Source organism: Arthrobacter sp. FB24 (assembly GCF_000196235.1).
Lineage (GTDB): Bacteria > Actinomycetota > Actinomycetes > Actinomycetales > Micrococcaceae > Arthrobacter.
The window spans coordinates 2,765,722-2,783,806 of sequence record NC_008541.1; the positions used below are offsets into that span (position 1 = coordinate 2,765,722).

Below are 18,085 nucleotides of genomic sequence, written 5' to 3' on the forward strand. Positions count from 1 at the left end.
GACCTCAAGTTTTCCCCACGCATCCCCGGCCAGGCATCTCCCCGGATACGGCATGCGCACCGATAGAGAGTGATCCCATGGCACGCAAAGTAGTCATTACCGGTCTGGGTGCCACCACGCCCATTGGCGGCGATGTCCCCACAATGTGGAATAACGCGCTGAAGGGCGTCTCCGGCGCACGCACGCTTGAGGATGACTGGGTGGCAAAGTATGAACTGCCCGTTCACTTCGCTGCCCGCGCCTCCACCCCCGCACTGGATGTCCTGAGCCGTGTGGAAGCAAAGCGGATGGACCCCTCCACGCAGTTCGGCGTCGTCGCCGCACGCGAAGCGTGGGCCGACTCCGGCATCACTGAAGTCGACCATGACCGCCTGGCAGTGGCCTTTGCTACGGGCATCGGCGGCGTATGGACCCTGCTGGACGCCTGGGATACCCTGCGCGAAAAGGGTCCGCGACGCGTTCTGCCCATGACCGTGCCCATGCTCATGCCCAACGGAGTGGCTGCAGCGGTAAGCCTTGACCTTGGTGCCCGCGCAGGCGCCCACACCCCGGTGTCCGCCTGCGCTTCCGGCACTGAGGCCCTGCACCTCGGACTGGACCTCATCCGCTCAGGCAAGGCCGACGTCGTGGTCTGCGGCGGCGCCGAAGCGGCGATCCACCCGATGCCCATTGCCGCGTTCGCCTCGATGCAGGCGCTCTCCCGACGCAACGATGATCCTGAGCACGCGTCCCGCCCCTATGATACGGGCCGCGACGGCTTCGTCATGGGCGAAGGCGCGGGAGCTTTGGTCATCGAGGCTGAGGAACACGCGCTTGCCCGTGGAGCCCGGATCTACGGTGAGCTCGCCGGAACGTCTGTGACAGCAGACGCGTACCACATCACCGCGCCGGACCCCCAGGGCCTGGGCGCCACCCGTGCCCTGAAGGCGGCCATGTTCGACGGCCGTATCCAGCCGGAGGAAGTCGTGCACGTCAACGCGCACGCGACGTCCACGCCCGTAGGTGACAAGCCCGAGTACACCGCCCTTCGCGCCGCCCTGGGATCTCACGTGGACAACGTTGCGGTCTCCGCGACGAAATCCCAGATGGGTCACTTGCTGGGGGCTTCGGGCGCCGTAGAGGCCGTGCTGACCGTTCTGGCTGTGTACGAGCGCAAGGCTCCTGTAACCATCAACCTGGAAAACCAGGATCCGGAGATTCCGCTGGACGTCGTCACGAAGACGGCCCGCGAGCTGCCCTCGGGCAGCATCGTGGCGCTGAGCAACTCGTTCGGCTTCGGCGGCCACAATGCCGTCATCGCAGTCCGCAGCGTCTAGCGTCCCCGGTTGCACAGCAAGAGGCCCCTGCCGTCCGGCAGGGGCCTCTTGCGTTATGGAGGGTATTGCTGAGCGGCCAGGTTGTGTCCGCCCGCGCTGTGCCGGCCGCGCGGAGGCCCGGTCAGCCCACCTGGTGCAGCCAGCGAACGGGAGCGCCCTCGGCGGCGTGCCGGAAAGGCTCCAGCTCTTCGTCCCAGGCCTCACCGAGGGCAAGGGACAGCTCATGGTATACGGCGGACGGGTCGCCGGCGCCGGACTCGTAGGCGTAGCGGATGCGGTCCTCGGAAACCATGATGTTTCCGTGCACGTCCGTGACGGCATGAAAGATTCCGAGTTCCGGCGTGTGTGACCATCGGCCGCCGTCCACGCCCTGGCTCGGCTCCTCGGTGACCTCATAGCGCAGGTGCGCCCAGCCACGGAGGGCAGACGCCAACAGCGCACCGGTCCCCGGGCTGCCGGTCCAGGACAGCTCCGAACGGAACATTCCGGGCGCAGCAGGCTGAGCAGTCCACTCAAGGTCCGTACGCTTGTCCACGACCGACCCGATGGCCCACTCAACGTGGGGGCACAGGGCGGTCGGGGCCGAGTGAACGAACAAGACACCGCGGGTCATTGCAACAGACATTCCATCCTCCATAGCTGTAGGTACGTCTTCCCCAACGACCTCTGCCTGGATGTGTGTCTGCCGCGCCGGGTCCGCATGCTGCCGGTGGTCCCTGCAAGACTATGAAATTAGTGCCCGGCGAAACTTGAAGCTGCTTGAGGGCGAGCTTCAAGCCTGACTTGAAAGTTGCCGGGCGTGATTCTTATTGTGCCGTACCCCGCCTAATTACGCCAGTGCAATTCGGCGCGCCGGAGGTCATCAAGAAATCCTGCTCTCCGGTTGACAGGGCCTTGACCGCGGGCCGGCGGGGCCTCGTCCCCGGCCGGAGGGGCCTAGTCGGCGAAGGGCGGGACCGAACGGCAGCCGTTGGATGCGTTTCAGGCTCGGGGGTGCGCCTGCTGGTAGCTTTGCCGCAGCCGCTCGACCGAGACGTGGGTGTAGATCTGCGTGGTTGCCAGGCTGCTGTGACCGAGGATTTCCTGCACTGCCCTAAGGTCGGCTCCGCCGTCCAGCAGATGGGTGGCGGCGGAGTGCCGGAGAGCGTGGGGTCCGGTGGCAGCGGTGTCCCCCAGTGCGTCCAGTACGTCTTTAACCACCGTGCGAACCTGCCGCTGGTCCACCCGCCGGCCCCTTGCGCCGAGGAAGAGCGCCGGACCGCTCCCGTCCACAGCCAACACCGGGCGTCCGCGGCGCAGCCAGTCATCCACGGCGACCGCCGCCGGCAGCCCGTACGGAACTGTCCGCTCTTTGTTGCCCTTGCCGACCACCCTGAGCGTCCGCCGGTCGGGATCAAGATCGTCCACGTCCATCCCTGCCAGTTCTCCGACACGGACGCCGGTGGCGTAGAGCAACTCCACCATTGCACGGTCCCGGAGGGCGAGCGGTCCGCCGTCTTCAGCTGCCGCCTTCAGATGGTCGACGACGCGCAGTACCTGTTGCTGGTGCAGGACACCCGGCAGGGACCTTTCCCGTTTTGGCGCCTTGAGTCGCAGCGCCGGGTCGGACCCCAGGAGCTCTTCCCGTACCGCCCAGGAGGTGAAGGACCGGGCCGTAGCAGCACGCCGGGCCAGTGTGGACCGGGACATGCGCGCCTCGCTCTGCGCGCCGAGCCAGCGTCGCAACGTGGCCAGTTCGATCCCGTCGAGGTCAGTGGCGCCGTCTGCTGCCGCCACCGTTAGCAGGCTGTGGACGTCGGACAGGTACGCGCGCACGGTGTGGGGCGACCTGGCACGTTCACCTTCAAGGTAGCGGCCGAAGCCGCGGGCGGCGTCAGCGAGGGCCGGCGGGAGGTCAGGAGTGTCCACGGTCCAACTTTCCCATTATTTGACTGCCAATCAAGGAACCACGCAGCCAGGGCAGCCAGTTGGAGGAAGTCGCAGGCCTGACGGCAGCGAGTGCCGCGGCCAACGGGCGGGCAGGAGGGCAATTGTCAGCCGGCTTTCCGGGACCGTTTCCAGCCGCCGCGTTCGGATTCGGCAAGCCCCAGCAACCCCAGCCTGCCCAGGCCGGCCCTGACCGCGTCAGTACTCAGTCCCGCGACCGACGTCAGCTTTTCGACGGAGCTGGTGGATCGGAGCGGCAGTGCGTCGAGGAGGATGAGGTCCTCCAGGGTAAGGCCGTCATGATCGGCACTCTGTGCCGGGGCCTCGTCTGCCAACGATTCGCCGCTGGAAGAGGCAAGTTCCGCGATTTCGCCGGCGTCCGTGACGCAGACGGCTCCCCCTTCCCGAATCAGCCGGTGGCACCCGGCGGAATTTGCGGAATGCACGGACCCGGGAACGGCACCGACGGCCCTGCCCAGGCTCTCCGCGTGGTGGGCCGTGTTCAGTGCACCGGAGCGCCACCGGGCCTCCACCACAACGGTGACTGAGGACAGCGCGGCGATAAGGCGGTTCCGTTGCAGGAACCGGTACCTGGTGGGGGCGGAGCCCGGCGGTACTTCAGCCAGGACTGCACCCTGGTTCGCGACGGTCCTGAGCAGTTCTTCGTTGCCGGACGGGTAGAAGCGGTCCACTCCCCCGGCCATGACGGCTATTGTGGGCATCGCGTCGCCGGCACCGGCCAGCGCGGCCCGGTGGGCGTGCGCATCGATCCCGTAAGCCCCGCCCGACACGATGGTAAAGCCCCGCTGCGCCAACGAATAGGCCAAGTCACCCGTGACGGCCGCGCCATAGCTTGTGCTGTCGCGGGAACCGACCAAGGCAATGGACTTGGCCGCCGCAGGCAGTGGGTGTTCCGTTCCGCGCCACCATAGGCAGATGGGCTCATGAAGGTCCAGGTCGGCCAACTGCCCGGGCCATAGTGAATCGGACGGCATGATCATCCGGCCGCCCAGCCGGTGCATGGTGGCGAGATCCCGCTCCGGAGCGAGGTCCGGGATTCGCGGGGCCCAGCGCCTCAGCGAAGCGCTCATTCCGGGCCAGCTCGCTGTCCCGTTCTCCGCAAGCAAAGCCGTGACCTCCTGTTCAAGCTGCGGACCGGACACCAGTTGGCCTGTGGCGATTCGGAGCCCGTCCACTGCCCCGGCGGTCCTGACAAGTGCCAGGCCGACGGCGTCCTGCGGCTCCATTAGGCGCGACAGGGCGGCACGGGCTATGCGTTCATGATCAGTCATCGGATTTCCTTTCAGGCCGCGGCCGGGACAGCTTGCCGGAGTCCCAGCGCCTGTCCGATATCGTCGGGATCCGGGGTGCTACGGCATGCGAGGTCCGCCAGCGTCCAGGCAAGGCGCAGAACGCGGTCGTATCCGCGGGCAGTAAGGACACCGCGTTCGAGCGCGTGGTCCAGGATCCGTGTGGTGGGTGATGCGAGGCGCAGTGCCCCGCGAAGGACACGGCCGGGCACCTGGGAGTTGGTTTCCAACCCAAGGGGGCGGAGTCTCTCCAGCTGGCGCAAACGGGCGTCACGGACCCGTGCGGCAATTTCCTGAGTGCCTTCCTCAGCCCCGGTCCGCCCGAAATCGGCAAGCGAAACCCGCTCCACCTGCAGCTGGATGTCCACCCGGTCCAGGAGGGGCCCGGACATCCGGGCGAGGTACCGGCGCCGCATCATCGGGGTGCAGGTGCAATCGAGCCCCTTCCCCGAGGCTTTGCCGCAGGGGCAGGGGTTGGCGGCCAGCACGAGTTGGAATCTTGCAGGGTAGGCAGCTGTTCCGGCGGACCGGTGGATCACCAGTTCGCCACTCTCCAGGGGTTGCCTGAGCGCATCGAGGACCCGCCGTTCGTATTCCGGGGCCTCGTCCAGGAACAGCACGCCGCGGTGTGCCCTGGAGGCGGCGCCCGGCCGCGGCAGCCCTGATCCGCCTCCGATGATGGCTGCGGCGGTGGCGCTGTGGTGGGGATTCTCAAACGGCGGCCGACGGAGGAGCTGCACGGCGGCTGACGGCAGGGCACACAAGGAGTGGATGGCCGTCACCTCCATGGCCTCGGTGTCAGCCAGGTCAGGCAGCAGGCCCGGGAGCCGTTCGGCGAGCATTGTCTTTCCGGCGCCGGGCGGACCGGACAGGAGCAGATGGTGGGCACCGGCGGCCGCGACTTCGAGCGCCCTCCGGGCGTCCCCCTGGCCTGAGACGTCGCACATGTCGGGTGCCTCCAGCTCTCCGGCCGCAGCATCGCCGGAGGGTTCCTCGTCCTCGGGTTCGAAGTCGAGCGCAAGCTCCGCCGGATCAGCCCCGAAGTCACAGGCGAGTCGGGCCAGGGTCTTGTATCCGCGGACCCGGGCTCCCGCTACAAGTGCCGCCTCAGCCGCATTCGCCTGGGCCACCACTATGTCCGGGTAGCCTGCCTGCACGGCGGCCATCACGGCCGGGAGGATTCCGCGGACCGGCCTGAGCCTGCCGTCAAGGCCCAGTTCAGCGATGAAGACGGTCCGTTCAGTGGAGTGGATGTCATTTGCGGCCCGAAGGACCGCCATTGTGATGGCCAGGTCGAAACCCGAGCCCCGTTTTGGCAGGGAAGCGGGTATGAGGTTGGCGGTGATCTTGCGCCTGCTCAGCGGGATGCCGGAGTTTTGCGCCGCGGACCGGATCCGTTCCTTGGCTTCGTTCAGTGAAGCGTCCGGCAGGCCGAGAATGACGAAGGCCGGGAGCGTCTGGCCGATGTCAGCTTCAACCTCCACGATGTATCCATTGAGTCCCACGAGCGCCACGGAGTACGTCCTGCCCAGGGCCACCTACCCCACCCCCCTCAGATGCTCTACGCGCGGCTGGCCGGCTCCGTCGTCCAGGACGGCAACCACGTCGACGCGGCGGCAGGGCATGCGCAGTTCGTGGTCCCGGCACCATGCCGATGCAAGCCTGTGCAGGCGCGCCAGTTTGGCAACGCCGACGGCTTCAAAAGGATGCCCGTAGGCGAGGGATTTCCGCGTTTTCACCTCGGCGATGACGAGCGAGTCGCCGTCAAGGGCCACGATGTCGATTTCACCTTCGGAACAGCGCCAGTTGCGGTCCACGATCCGCATGCCCTGTGATTCCAGATATCCGGCGGCTAGTTCTTCTCCGCGCCGGCCAAGCAAGTCTTTGGCTCTCATTCTTACCTCCGCCACCAGCCTGCGGGAGGGCGTGGAGGCGGGCATAGCGGCGAAGGCCGCTATGTGGGAAAGCGCGCTAATCGGGGCATGTGGAGGAGATGTTGGATCCGGGAAGTACGGCTACGCGCGGGTTCCGCATCTCATGCAGTGGGCAGACTGGTGCGGCCGCTCATCGTAGAAGCCGGCATGGCTGCTCCAGATGTGCCCTAGGAACCAGCAGAGTATTTTCATGGTGAGATCTTCTCTGATTTCAGCCGGGTAGGCAGTGCCAGTATGAGCCCGCGGTGCTCGACTCAAGCACCGCCAGTATTTATCTGCAGGACGCGAGACCTCTCCGCATCGCGGTAAGCCGTCGGAACAGAACTACGAATCAATCCCATACAGTAGTCTCGCGCCAAGGATGGCAGGGATGCCAGACCTCGGGCAAAAAACGAGTAGTGCAATCCGCTGAACCGGTGGTCAGGGGCGAAGGGCAGGTGCCCGCACCGTCCGGCCGCGTCAGTTGCCGAGATCCACGTCCTTGGGAAGGGCCAGTTCCTCGTTGCGTGGCAGCTCTTCGACGTTGACGTCCTTGAAAGTGATCACCCGGACGCTTTTGACGAACCGGGCCGAGCGGTAGACGTCCCACACCCAGGCGTCCTGGAGGGTGAGGTCAAAATAGACTTCGCCGTCGGCGCTGCGCGCCTGAAGGTCCACGTGGTTGGCGAGGTAGAAACGCCGCTCGGTCTCGACTACGTAGCTGAACAGCCCGACGACGTCACGGTATTCGCGGTAGAGCTGAAGCTCCATGTCGGTTTCATAGTTCTCAAGATCCTCGGCACTCATGGTTCCATCTTGCACTATTCCGCGCTGCCCCGCGGCCAGGGCGGGGAGCCGGGGTTAGAGAATCTGCCAGCTGACCCGGTGGTAGGGCGACGGGCCCGCTGCTCTGAGCGCTTCCTTGTGTGACGCCGTTCCGTAGCCTTTGTTCTCATCCCAGCCGAAGGCAGGGTATTCCCCATGCAGCGAACGCATGATCCGGTCCCGTTCCACTTTGGCCAGGATGCTGGCAGCGGCCACGCTCAGGCACTGCATGTCCGCCTTGACGAGGGTGTGGACCGGCGCGTCGCAGCCCGGACCCGCGGGGGCGTCGTCGAACAGGGAGGCCTGCGTCTCCGGTGAGAGCCAGTTGTGGCTGCCGTCAAGCAACACCACGTCGGGGGTGACCCCGGCGGCCAGGATCTGCAGCCAGGCCCGCGTACCGGCAGTACGCAGGGCAGCGATGATACCCAATGCGTCGATCTCGCCGGCGGAGGCGTGCCCCACCGCCGAGGCGACGCTCCAGTTCCGCACCAGGGGTTCCAGCCGCTCTCGGTCGGATTCCTTCAGGAGCTTGCTGTCCCGGACGTCGTCCAGCAGCACCGGACGGCTCAGGTCCACGACGGTGATCCCGACGGTCACGGGACCCGCGATGGCGCCCCGGCCTACTTCGTCGATGCCCGCCAGCAGCCTGGCGCCGGAACTCAGGAACCGGTGCTCGTAGTCGAGGGTGGGTGCAACGGACATCTATTTTCCAGCCGGTGCAGGGACGTTCCGGAACACGTCGGGATAATTGCCCAGGCCGGTCAGCCGGTTGAGGGGCCAAGCGATAACGGCCGCCTTGCCCTCAATATCGGGCATGTCAATGAAGCCGCCGTTGCTGTCCTGGTGGGCGCGGGAATCGGCCGAGTGGTTCCTGTTGTCCCCCATCACCCAGATCTTGCCGTCCGGGACAACGACGTCGAAGTTGCGGATGTCCGGCACCTCGGCGGGGTTGACGTAGGTCTCGTCCACGGCGGTGCCGTTGATGGTGAGCTTGCCGCCGGCGTCACAGCACACCACATGGTCGCCCGGGAGGCCGATCACGCGCTTGACCAGGTGCTGCTCCGAATTGTCCGGCAGCAGTCCGACGAACGTCAGGCCGTCCTGGACCCAGGTATACGGGCCGTCGGCCTTCTCCGGCGAGGGCACCAGCCATCCCTTGGTGTCCTTGAAGACCACCACATCCCCGCGCTCAAGGGCGAAGGGTTCAGGCACGAGCAGGTTGACGAAGATCCGGTCGTTCACATCCAGCGTGTTGACCATGGATTCGGATGGAATGTAGAACGCCCGGAACAGGAAAGTCTTGATCAGGAAGGACAGCACCACGGCGATGGCCACCACCGTGAGCACCTCCTTGATCCAGAGGTACACCGCCCCGTGGGCTTTGCCTTCTTTAGCCGCTTTCGACGGGCCGGATTTCGAATGTGCGCCGTGCGAACCGGCCGCCCGGCTCCCGGCTCCGGCGGGCAGGCCGGTTTCGGCCGAAGGATCATCAGGCGTGCCTGCGGACGGAGCAACGGTGTCCCTGTCCGTGGCAGTTCCCGTTTGGTCGCCTCCGGCCGAGGCGCGTCCGGCGTCGTGCTTGAACGGATCAGGAGTCCGGGGGTCGGTCTCGGGCATCTACTGTCCGTCCTTCGTCGTCGTGCTAATTTCTGCTGGCCGGGGAACGGCCGCAAATCTGTCAAGTGGCCAGATGATCTGGACCGGCCTGCCAATGACCCGGTCCAGGGGCACCATGCCGCCGCCCGGTGCGCCCAGGAGGCTCCGGGAATCGGCGGACATGGAGCGGTGGTCTCCAAGCAACCATAACCGTCCCGCCGGAACGATCACGCTGAACTTCTGCTTGCTCGCAACGTCTCCGTCATAGAGGTATGGTTCCTCAAGCGCCTGACCGTTCACTGTGAGGCGCTGCTGGTCGTCGCAGCAGACAACATGATCTCCGGGCAACCCGATAACCCGCTTTATGTAGGTTGTATCACTGCCCGTAACGCCAAGCCAGTGACCGGCCGCCGCGGCGGCGTCCTGGAGCGGGCCGTTGCCGCTGTTGAGCGGGGCGAACGTCCCGCGGCCGTCAAAGACTACGACGTCACCGCGCCGGACCGGCTCGGACTGGAAGTCGGTGCGGGACACCAGAATCCTGTCCCCCGCGCCGAAAAGCGGCTCCATGGAGGCGGAAGGTATGTAGTACACGTCCAGCCAGAGTGTGCGGACAAGTCCGCTGACCAGAACGGCCAGCGCCAGTGCCAGCAACACAAAACGCCAGCCCAGTTTCCTGGGCTGGCGTTTTGACTGGTCCATGATCCGTATCCTGTGGCGCTGTTGCGGAAGGCTCCGGCGCGGGCCGGATCCGGGTTCTGGACCCGCCGTGGAAGTCCGGGGACTTACTTGGCGGTGCTGAAGTCGCGCTTTTCCTTGATCTTCGCGGCCTTACCGCGCAGTGCACGCATGTAGTAAAGCTTGGCGCGGCGGACGTCACCCTTGGTGACGACCTCGATCTTGTCGATGATCGGGGAGTGTACCGGGAAGGTACGCTCTACACCGACACCGAAGGAAACCTTGCGGACCGTGAAGGTTTCGCGGATGCCGTCGCCCTGGCGGCCCAGGACGAAGCCCTGGAATACCTGGACACGGGAGTTCTTGCCTTCGATGATGTTCACGTGAACCTTGAGGGTGTCACCCGCGCGGAACTGGGGAACATCGGTGCGCAGCGACGCTGCGTCTACGGTATCGAGGATATGCATTGATCCACTCCTGGTGAACGCCACAGGTCATCCACTTTGGGTCACGGCAGCCAAGCCCGGGACTGTGCCCGGAAATCACTGCCGAAAATTTTCTGATCCGGCTCCGTCACTGATTGGCGGGACCGGGGTGCCGGGCTGTTGGTGGCGCTCCCCCTGTGGCAGGTGCGCACCCAGCAGGCACAAGGACTAATTTTGCCACATTCGGAGGATTCCGGCGAATCCGGAGACGCCTGACGGCGTCGGCGGTCCCGCGGGACGTCAGCCGTCCGCCGGCGCGCCATTCCCGGGCTCCTCCGGGCGGTGCCGGAGATGACCGTCGACGACGTCGTACCCCAGGTCGCCGAGCGCGGTGCGGTCCGCGCGGGGAAGATTGCCGGCGTCGAACTCTGCGAGCAAGTCGGGCCGGCGTTGGGCGGTCCGGCGGTACTGCTGATGCCGGCGCCACTGGGCAATCTTGCCGTGGTTGCCACTCAGCAGAACCGGGGGAACCTCGCGGTCACGCCAGGAGGAAGGCTTGGTGTACACGGGGTATTCCAGCAGGCCGTCCGAGTGTGATTCCTCCACGAGGGATTCCGGATTGCCCACAACCCCCGGAAGGAGCCGGACGATGGCTTCCGTCATGGCCAGAACGGCCACCTCGCCGCCATTGAGGACGTAGTCCCCCAGGCTCATGGGCCGGACCGTGAAGTGCTCTTCCGCCCACTCGATGACGCGTTCGTCAATGCCCTCGTAGCGGCCGCAGGCAAAAACCAGCTGCTCTTCCCCGGCGAGCTCGTGTGCCAGCGCCTGGGTGAACCGTTCCCCTGCAGGGGACGGTACGATCAGCACCGGCTTACGGGCGGCGTCGCCGGCCCTGGCTGCCGCTACGGTACTAAGCGCCTGTGCCCACGGTTCAGCCTTCATCACCATGCCGGCTCCGCCGCCGTACGGAGTGTCATCCACCGAGCGGTGCTTATCGGTGGTGAACTCACGGAGATCATGGACGTTCAAGTCCAGGATGCCGTCCTGGCGGGCCTTCCCGATCAACGAAAGTTCCAGGGGCGCAAGGTACTCGGGGAAGATGCTGACGACGTCGATCCTCATTTAGGCGTTGTCTCCGGCCTCAGCCTTGCCCGGCTCCGCCTCGCCCGGCCCGGATTCGCCGGCGTCCGACGTTTCGCCGGAATCTTCAACGTTGATTTCGAAGAGGCCGGGCGGCGGAGTGACCAGGATGTACTTCTCTCCGACATTGACCTCAGGCACGATTTCCTCGACGAAGGGAATCAGGATTTCCTTGCCGTCCGGCGACTCCACCACGATAAGGTCCTGGACCGGAAGGGTGCGGAGACCGGAAATCGTGCCTACGACGGCATCGCCAACGCGGACGTCGAGGCCGACGAGCTCGTGCTCGTACCAGCCTTCGTCGTCTTCCTCCTCGAGTTCTTCAGTCTCGATGAACAGCTTGGCGCCGCGCAGGGCTTCGGCCTGGTTGCGCGTCTCGATGCCTTCGAAGCCCAGCAGCAGGATGTCCTTGTTCCAGCGGGCACTGTCAACGGTGAGCGGCCCCGCCGACGCGGGTTCAACCACGAACCGGGTGCCCGGAATGAATCGGTCCTCCGGCGCGTCGGTCAGGACCTGGACGGTCACTTCGCCGCGGATGCCGTGCGGTTTGCCGATTCGTGCCACCTGAAGCTGCATCTGTTCCTCTGTTCCGGGATTCGTTCTGTTGTGGTTCTACTGCGGCCGGGCCGAAAACAGTCCGGCCCCTCCACCATAATCTGGTGAAGGGGCCGGACTTGAGACAAGTATTGCGGGGCGTTTACCGGCGGCGGTCGGTGTCGACGACGTCGACCCTGACCTGCTCGCCGCCGGCCAGCGCCGCCACGACAGTGCGCAGCGCGCGTGCCGTGCGGCCCTGACGACCGATCACCCGTCCAAGGTCGTCCTGGTGAACCCGCACCTCGAGGGTGTCCCCGCGGCGGTTGTTCTTGGCGCTGACCTTGACGTCCTCGGGACTGTCAACGATCCCGCGGACAAGGTGTTCGAGCGCTTCTGCCAGCAATTTACTCAGCCTCGGTGGTCTCTGCTTCAGCTTCGGTGGAAGCGTCGGCTGCCTCGTCCTTCTTGGCCTTCTTGGTGATGGCTTCCGGGATGATCACGGAACCCTTTTCCGGGGTAACGAAGGCAGCCTTGGGAGCCTTGGTCTTCAAGGTGCCCTCCTGGCCGGGGAGACCCTTGAACTTCTGCCAGTCACCGGTGATCTTGAGGATCGCGGCAACCTGCTCGGACGGCTGTGCGCCGACGCCGAGCCAGTACTGGGCACGGTCCGTGTCGACCTCGATGTATGAGGGCTCTTCGGTGGGGTGGTACTTGCCGATCTCTTCGATGGCACGGCCGTCACGCTTGGAGCGTGCGTCCATGACGACGATGCGGTAGTACGGTGCGCGCATCTTGCCAAAGCGCTTAAGGCGAATCTTTACGGCCACTTTTGTGGTCACTCCTGTTTCTGAAACGGGGTCGAGCCCGGCGTTCTGCACCCGTGGGGCGGGCCGTACTAGGGGGTTCTAAAAGGACAGGATCCGGACGCGGAGAGAGGGGCCACGCAGATCGAGTACCTGTTTATTGTGCCAGATCGGCGGCGGGATTTCGACTTGACGCCCGGCGGGCCGTTCAGGAAGACCAGACATACAGCCCGGTCCGGGCGTTCGGATCCACACTGCCGGCCATCTGTGCGAGCCGCTGGACATACCCGCGGGCCTCTTCGGAGCCAAAAGGCATGTCCTCCTCCGCCGCCCACCTGGCAGCCACGTCCTCCAGGACATCGCCCTCGCCTTCGGTCTCGTAGCTGAGGAGTTCGGCGAGCGCACGCACCATGGCGGCCGGCACGCCCAGGAGGGAATCGCTGGCCACGTCCACCATGGCGAGCTCGTAGTCCGCTCCCGAGGCGTGGACGGCCGCTCCAGCGAGGTCGCCCAGCTGTTCAATCTCAAAATCGCTGATGTCCGGAATCCGAAGCGCGTCCGGCGCAGCGGGGCCTCCGCCGTCGAGTGCCGCCGCGCGCTTGAGCGCCTCATCGTGGGTGGAAACAAAGATTTCGGTGAAACCCATGAAAATCATCCTCATTCCGTCGGCGGTGCGATGGTCCGGCGGGCAGCTTCGCAGCCTTCCCGGACTTCCGGCTTCAGCCTAACCCAGAAGAACGCGCAGCTCAGCGCCGCCTCAGCGGACGGCGACGCGGATCCGGTTGCGCCACGGATCCTCAAACCGCAGCTCGGCTCCCGTGTGGTGCGACGCGACGCCGGCAACCCGCAAACGGTCGGCGAGCGCGCCGACGTCGTCCGTTTTTGGCACTTCGATCAGGACTTCTCCCAAACCAAGGGTGTCCCGGCGGGGTCCCGCGCCCCTGCTGTTCCAGACGTTCATGGCCATGTGGTGGTGGTAGCCGCCGGCCGAGACGAACAGGGCCTGCCCGTGCCATCCGGCAGTCTTTTCGAAGCCAAGAGTGCCCACGTAGAAGTCGTGCGCCGACTGGACGTCGCCGACCTGCAGGTGGATGTGCCCGACGCCGGCCGCAGCGTCGCGCTGACCGCTCACCGCGTCCTCAGTCAGGTAGTCCTGCAGGAACCGCTGCGGCGGCAGGGCAAGGCTGTCCATCACCACGTTGGCACCTTCCCACGACCAGGCGGTCCGGGGGCGGTCCCAGTAGAGTTCGATGCCGTTGCCCTCCGGGTCGTTGAAGTAGAAGGCCTCGCTGACGAGGTGGTCTGCGCTTCCCGTGAAAAGCCTCGGTTCATACCGGGCAGCAGAGGCCACCGTGGCAGCGAGCGACGGGCGGTCCTTGAACAGCAGTGCCGTGTGGAACAGCCCCGCCTCGCCCTTCGCCGGGAGGTTAAGCCCGGGGGCCGGCGCCAGATGGACCAGGGGCGCTCCGCGCCGTCCAAGGTACACGCCGCCGTCCTGCTCAGCCACGACGTCCAGCCCGAGCGCGCGCTGGTAATAGTCCGTCATCAGCTTCGTGTCGCCCACCTTGAGCATCACCGTGCCCATGGCGAGATCGGCGGGCAGCAGGTCATTGCTGCTGGATTCTGTGGTCATGCCAACTCCAAACTCCGGAAGCTAGGCCGCCGATGTCCGGCGACGCTTACATATAGTAAATTACTTGAAGGTTCAATTTATTCCTAGCGGAGATGCCGGCCCCGAAGAACGATGTGCTTGAGGTGCCGAAGTGTGGCCGGATTGACCCTGGGGTCCAGTTCGCACAGCACGACGTCGGCGCTGGCACCTTCCGCGATGCCGTCCGCTCCCAGCCACTCCCGCGCCGCCCAGGACGCGGCGTCCAGGGCTGACGCCGCTGGCAGGCCGGCGGCGTGGAGCGCCTGGATCTCGTCCACGATCCTGCCGTGGCTGATGACACTGCCCGCATCAGTCCCGGCGTAGATCGCCACGCCCGCTTCGAAGGCCTCGAGGATGCGCTCGTTCCGCCGTTCCCAGAGCGCCTGCATGTGCGCCGCGTACACCGGAAACTTCGCTTTCGCACGAGCCGCGATGTCCGGAAACGTCGCGATGTTGATGAGCGTGGGAACGATGGGAACGCGCTGGTCCACGAACCGGGGGATGTGGCGCGGCAGCAGGCCGGTTCCGTGTTCGATGCAGTCGATGCCGGCGTCGAGCATGTCATCCAGGGTGTCCTCTGCGAAACAGTGGGCGGTCACCCTGGCGCCTTCGTCGTGGGCGGCGCGCACAGCGTCCCGCACCACTGCGGCCGGGAACGACGGCGCAAGGTCGCCGGCGTCCCGGTCGATCCAGTCCCCTACGAGCTTGACCCAGCCGTCACTCGCCAGCGCCTGCTTGCGTACGGCCTCGACCAGTCCTTCCGGTTCCACTTCGATGGCGAATCCCCGGAGGTAGCGGCGCGTCCTGGCGATGTGGCGGCCGGCGCGGATGATGCGCGGCAGCTCCGGCCGCTGCTGGAGCCAGCGCGTGTCGTGGACGGCGCCGGCATCACGGACGAGCAGCGTGCCCGCGTTCCGGTCCGTGACAGCCTGCTCTTCGGCGACGGAATCCGGAACGTCACCGGCTGGTCCTAGCCCGATGTGGCAATGCGCATCGACCAGGCCCGGCAGCACCCAGCCGCTCAACACCAGGTCAGGCGGAGCGGCCGGCCGTGTGAATGTCAGCCTGCCGTCCACGGCCCAGAGGCCCTGCCGTTCCCGGTCCGGGGCGGTGAGCACGGTCCCGCTGAATTCGATGACGCCACGCATGCTTCCAGCCTAGACCGGCCGACTGCCCTCCCCAGTTGTGACCTGCATGTTACACGGACCCGCCCCGGCCCTGTGGTAGCTTCGTCTACGACCACACGGGTGCCCTTGCAAGGGCTGAGATCGGGCTGACGCGGCCTGCGACCGTTGAACCTGTCCGGGTAATGCCGGCGAAGGAAGTGAGTATTCCGTGAATACACAAGAAACACAGCTGATCCCTGCCCAAAACGAGGCCGCCCCCGGCAATTCGGCACCTGCCGAAGCGCAGTCCCTGAAGTCGCACTCGCTGGCATTCATCACCGATGAAGCCACCGGGATCCGGGTGCCGGTGACCGAAATCGCCCTTGAGGACTCACCGGGCGGGGCAGCCAACCCGCCGTTCCGCGTGTACCGGACTGCCGGGCCCGGCAGCGATCCCGTGGTGGGCCTGGAACCGTTCAGGACCCGGTGGATCGAGTCGCGGGCCGACACCGAGCCTTATGGCGGCCGGGAACGGAACCTGCTCGACGACGGCCGGTCGGCCGTGCGCCGCGGCGCCGCATCCGCGGAGTGGAAGGGCGCGCAGCCCGTGCCCCGCCGCGCCGTCGAAGGCAGGACTGTCACGCAGATGCACTACGCCCGGCAGGGTGTCGTGACGCCGGAGATGCAGTTCGTTGCCCTCCGCGAAAACTGCGACGTGGAGCTGGTCCGCAGCGAAGTGGCTGCCGGCCGCGCCATCATCCCCAACAACATCAACCACCCGGAGTCCGAACCGATGATCATCGGCAAGGCCTTCCTGGTGAAGATCAACGCCAACATCGGCAACTCGGCCGTCACGAGCTCCATCGCGGAGGAGGTCGACAAGCTGCAGTGGGCCACACTGTGGGGCGCCGACACCGTGATGGACCTGTCCACCGGCGATGACATCCACACCACCCGTGAGTGGATCATCCGCAACTCCCCCGTGCCGATCGGCACCGTTCCCATCTACCAGGCACTGGAAAAGGTCAACGGCGAGGCCAACAAACTGACGTGGGAAATTTTCCGCGACACCGTGATCGAGCAGTGCGAGCAGGGCGTGGACTACATGACCATCCACGCCGGCGTGCTGCTGCGGTATGTGCCCCTGACCGCCAACCGGGTGACCGGCATCGTCTCCCGCGGCGGCTCCATCATGGCCGGCTGGTGCCTTGCCCACCACCAGGAGAACTTCCTGTACACGCACTTCGACGAGCTGTGCGAAATTTTCGCCAAGTACGACGTCGCGTTTTCGCTGGGCGACGGGCTGCGGCCCGGTGCGACGGCGGACGCGAACGACGCCGCCCAGTTCGCCGAGCTGGATACCCTGGCCGAACTGACGCAGCGCGCCTGGGAGTTCGACGTGCAGGTGATGGTGGAAGGACCCGGCCACGTGCCGTTCCACCTGGTCCGTGAAAACGTGGAACGCCAGCAGGAACTCTGCAAGGGAGCACCGTTCTACACGCTGGGGCCGCTGGTCACGGACATAGCCCCGGGCTACGACCACATCACCTCCGCCATCGGCGCCACGGAAATCGCCCGCTACGGCACGGCCATGCTCTGCTACGTCACGCCCAAGGAACACCTGGGGCTGCCAAACAAGGACGATGTCAAGACAGGCGTCATCACCTACAAGATCGCCGCCCACGCCGCCGACCTCGCCAAGGGCCACCCCGGCGCGCACCAACGCGACGACGCCCTGTCCAAGGCCCGGTTCGAATTCCGCTGGCGGGACCAGTTCGCCCTCTCGCTGGACCCGGTCACCGCCGAATCCTTCCATGACGAGACGCTGCCCGCGGAGCCAGCCAAGACCGCGCACTTCTGCTCCATGTGCGGGCCCAAGTTCTGCTCAATGCGCATCAGCCAGGACATCAGGGACGAGTACGGTTCCGCCGAGGCACAGTCGGCACTCGCCGAGATGGCGGCAGGCATGCGTGAAAAGAGCAACGAATTCCTCGCAGCCGGCGGCAAGGTCTACCTACCCGAGCTGCAGCTTCCAGACCCGGAACGACCGGGCCGGCACGGTGCAGCGACGGGCGACGCTACGACGCCCGTGAGTGCTGACGCCTGCTGACTTCCGCGATGAACGACCGGATAACGCGGTCTCCCTCCACCGAATCCTGAGGCCGGTGTCCGCCCGCGGCAACGCGGTGCTGGGCACCGGTTTCACGCAGGTAACCGGCTATCTCTTCGTAGAGCGGCTCCCAGCCGCCGGTGAGCACGAGCGTGGGGACTCCCGGCACGATCTGCAGTGGCGCCTCCCACGGAGGCGCCTGCAGCCGCAGCCGGCGGGCGGCGTTGAGTGCTTCCGGCGTGGCCGGCCCATCACTGTGCACGGAAAATGCCCGACGGACGAACTCCCGCTGGAAGTCGTCGTCGCCGAGCTGGTGCCGCACGTCAAAAAGCGGCTGCATCAAGGCGCGGTGCGCAGCAGTGGCCGGCAGTTCGGCGGTCAGTGACAGGCACGCGGGCTCCACGAGAGTGAGGGAATGCACCAGGTCCGGGCGTTCCACGGCCGCCATCATGGCCGCAATGGCGCCCTGGGCATGGGCCACGACGTGCCCGCCGGCAGCGCCCCGGCCATCGTCCGCCAAGGCCCCCAGCACAATCCCGGCGTCCGCCTGGAAGTCCGATTCGACGGGCTCCGCAGACGCGTCGAAACCGTGCCGGCGCAGGAACAGTGCGTCGTAGGCCAGGGCCATGCCGTGCTGCTTGGGCCACGCGGCAGACCCGAAGGCTCCCGAACCATGGACGAACACTACGCGCTGCTTAAACATGCCCCAACCCTATGGCAATGGCCGGACAATTCGGCCGGTCGACATC

20 protein-coding genes and 1 riboswitch are annotated in these 18,085 nt (G+C 66.1%); of the genes, 2 read left to right on the forward strand and 18 right to left on the reverse strand.

Annotated features, from left to right (window positions below):
* Positions 1 to 77: 77 nt before the first annotated feature.
* Positions 78 to 1,316 (forward strand): beta-ketoacyl-ACP synthase II, encoded by a 1,239-nt coding sequence (fabF, locus tag ARTH_RS12520; protein WP_011692311.1) that lies wholly within the window; start codon positions 78 to 80, stop codon positions 1,314 to 1,316.
* Between the two features lie 121 nt (positions 1,317 to 1,437).
* Here the strand turns inward: fabF and ARTH_RS12525 are convergent, their stop codons facing one another.
* The 17 genes from ARTH_RS12525 to ARTH_RS12605 form a co-directional block, all read right to left on the reverse strand.
* On the reverse strand, positions 1,438 to 1,941 hold the full coding sequence (locus tag ARTH_RS12525; RefSeq protein ID WP_011692312.1) for a DUF3145 domain-containing protein: 504 nt from the start codon (positions 1,939 to 1,941) through the stop codon (positions 1,438 to 1,440).
* A gap of 356 nt (positions 1,942 to 2,297) precedes the next feature.
* Positions 2,298 to 3,224, reverse strand: coding sequence for a tyrosine recombinase XerC (locus tag ARTH_RS12530; protein WP_011692313.1), 927 nt, complete (start codon positions 3,222 to 3,224; stop codon positions 2,298 to 2,300).
* Between the two features lie 125 nt (positions 3,225 to 3,349).
* Positions 3,350 to 4,534, reverse strand: a complete 1,185-nt coding sequence (gene dprA / locus ARTH_RS12535) for a DNA-processing protein DprA (RefSeq protein ID WP_011692314.1) — start codon at positions 4,532 to 4,534, stop codon at positions 3,350 to 3,352.
* Positions 4,535 to 4,545: 11 nt separating this feature from the next.
* Positions 4,546 to 6,090: a YifB family Mg chelatase-like AAA ATPase gene (locus tag ARTH_RS12540; protein ID WP_011692315.1), complete on the reverse strand. Its 1,545-nt coding sequence runs from the start codon at positions 6,088 to 6,090 to the stop codon at positions 4,546 to 4,548.
* Complete coding sequence (locus tag ARTH_RS12545) at positions 6,091 to 6,447, reverse strand: YraN family protein (RefSeq protein ID WP_011692316.1); 357 nt, start codon at positions 6,445 to 6,447, stop codon at positions 6,091 to 6,093.
* 498 nt (positions 6,448 to 6,945) lie between these two features.
* A complete protein-coding gene (locus ARTH_RS12550) occupies positions 6,946 to 7,272 on the reverse strand; it encodes a DUF2469 domain-containing protein (RefSeq protein WP_003806068.1) in 327 nt (108 codons plus the stop codon).
* Between the two features lie 54 nt (positions 7,273 to 7,326).
* The gene (locus ARTH_RS12555; protein WP_011692318.1) at positions 7,327 to 7,992 is read right to left on the reverse strand and encodes a ribonuclease HII; all 666 of its coding nucleotides are present in this window, start codon (positions 7,990 to 7,992) and stop codon (positions 7,327 to 7,329) included.
* Entirely contained in the window at positions 7,993 to 8,907 is a 915-nt protein-coding gene (gene lepB / locus ARTH_RS12560; protein WP_011692319.1) for a signal peptidase I, read from the reverse strand.
* Positions 8,908 to 9,585: a signal peptidase I gene (lepB, locus tag ARTH_RS12565; protein ID WP_011692320.1), complete on the reverse strand. Its 678-nt coding sequence runs from the start codon at positions 9,583 to 9,585 to the stop codon at positions 8,908 to 8,910.
* A gap of 83 nt (positions 9,586 to 9,668) precedes the next feature.
* Positions 9,669 to 10,028, reverse strand: coding sequence for a 50S ribosomal protein L19 (gene rplS, locus ARTH_RS12570; RefSeq protein WP_011692321.1), 360 nt, complete (start codon positions 10,026 to 10,028; stop codon positions 9,669 to 9,671).
* Positions 10,029 to 10,286: 258 nt separating this feature from the next.
* Entirely contained in the window at positions 10,287 to 11,111 is an 825-nt protein-coding gene (trmD, locus tag ARTH_RS12575; protein ID WP_011692322.1) for a tRNA (guanosine(37)-N1)-methyltransferase TrmD, read from the reverse strand.
* A complete protein-coding gene (rimM, locus tag ARTH_RS12580; protein ID WP_011692323.1) occupies positions 11,112 to 11,705 on the reverse strand; it encodes a ribosome maturation factor RimM in 594 nt (197 codons plus the stop codon).
* Between the two features lie 121 nt (positions 11,706 to 11,826).
* Complete coding sequence (locus tag ARTH_RS12585) at positions 11,827 to 12,069, reverse strand: RNA-binding protein (RefSeq protein ID WP_011692324.1); 243 nt, start codon at positions 12,067 to 12,069, stop codon at positions 11,827 to 11,829.
* Position 12,070: 1 nt separating this feature from the next.
* Positions 12,071 to 12,493 carry a 30S ribosomal protein S16 gene (rpsP, locus tag ARTH_RS12590; RefSeq protein WP_043429855.1) on the reverse strand — a complete coding sequence of 141 codons (423 nt, stop codon included), beginning with the start codon at positions 12,491 to 12,493 and terminating at the stop codon, positions 12,071 to 12,073.
* 184 nt (positions 12,494 to 12,677) lie between these two features.
* Positions 12,678 to 13,115: a hypothetical protein gene (locus ARTH_RS12595; protein ID WP_011692326.1), complete on the reverse strand. Its 438-nt coding sequence runs from the start codon at positions 13,113 to 13,115 to the stop codon at positions 12,678 to 12,680.
* 111 nt (positions 13,116 to 13,226) lie between these two features.
* Positions 13,227 to 14,102 carry a VOC family protein gene (locus tag ARTH_RS12600; RefSeq protein WP_011692327.1) on the reverse strand — a complete coding sequence of 292 codons (876 nt, stop codon included), beginning with the start codon at positions 14,100 to 14,102 and terminating at the stop codon, positions 13,227 to 13,229.
* Positions 14,103 to 14,185: 83 nt separating this feature from the next.
* The gene (locus tag ARTH_RS12605; protein WP_011692328.1) at positions 14,186 to 15,268 is read right to left on the reverse strand and encodes an amidohydrolase family protein; all 1,083 of its coding nucleotides are present in this window, start codon (positions 15,266 to 15,268) and stop codon (positions 14,186 to 14,188) included.
* Between the two features lie 85 nt (positions 15,269 to 15,353).
* Positions 15,354 to 15,461: riboswitch (TPP riboswitch) on the forward strand.
* Between ARTH_RS12605 and thiC the strand changes: the two genes are divergently transcribed.
* The gene (gene thiC, locus ARTH_RS12610; protein WP_011692329.1) at positions 15,456 to 17,336 is read left to right on the forward strand and encodes a phosphomethylpyrimidine synthase ThiC; all 1,881 of its coding nucleotides are present in this window, start codon (positions 15,456 to 15,458) and stop codon (positions 17,334 to 17,336) included. It overlaps the preceding riboswitch by 6 nt.
* Here thiC and ARTH_RS12615 read toward each other — a convergent pair.
* Positions 17,305 to 18,039 carry a hypothetical protein gene (locus tag ARTH_RS12615; protein ID WP_011692330.1) on the reverse strand — a complete coding sequence of 245 codons (735 nt, stop codon included), beginning with the start codon at positions 18,037 to 18,039 and terminating at the stop codon, positions 17,305 to 17,307. The genes thiC and ARTH_RS12615 overlap by 32 nt on opposite strands.
* Positions 18,040 to 18,085 lie beyond the last annotated feature (46 nt).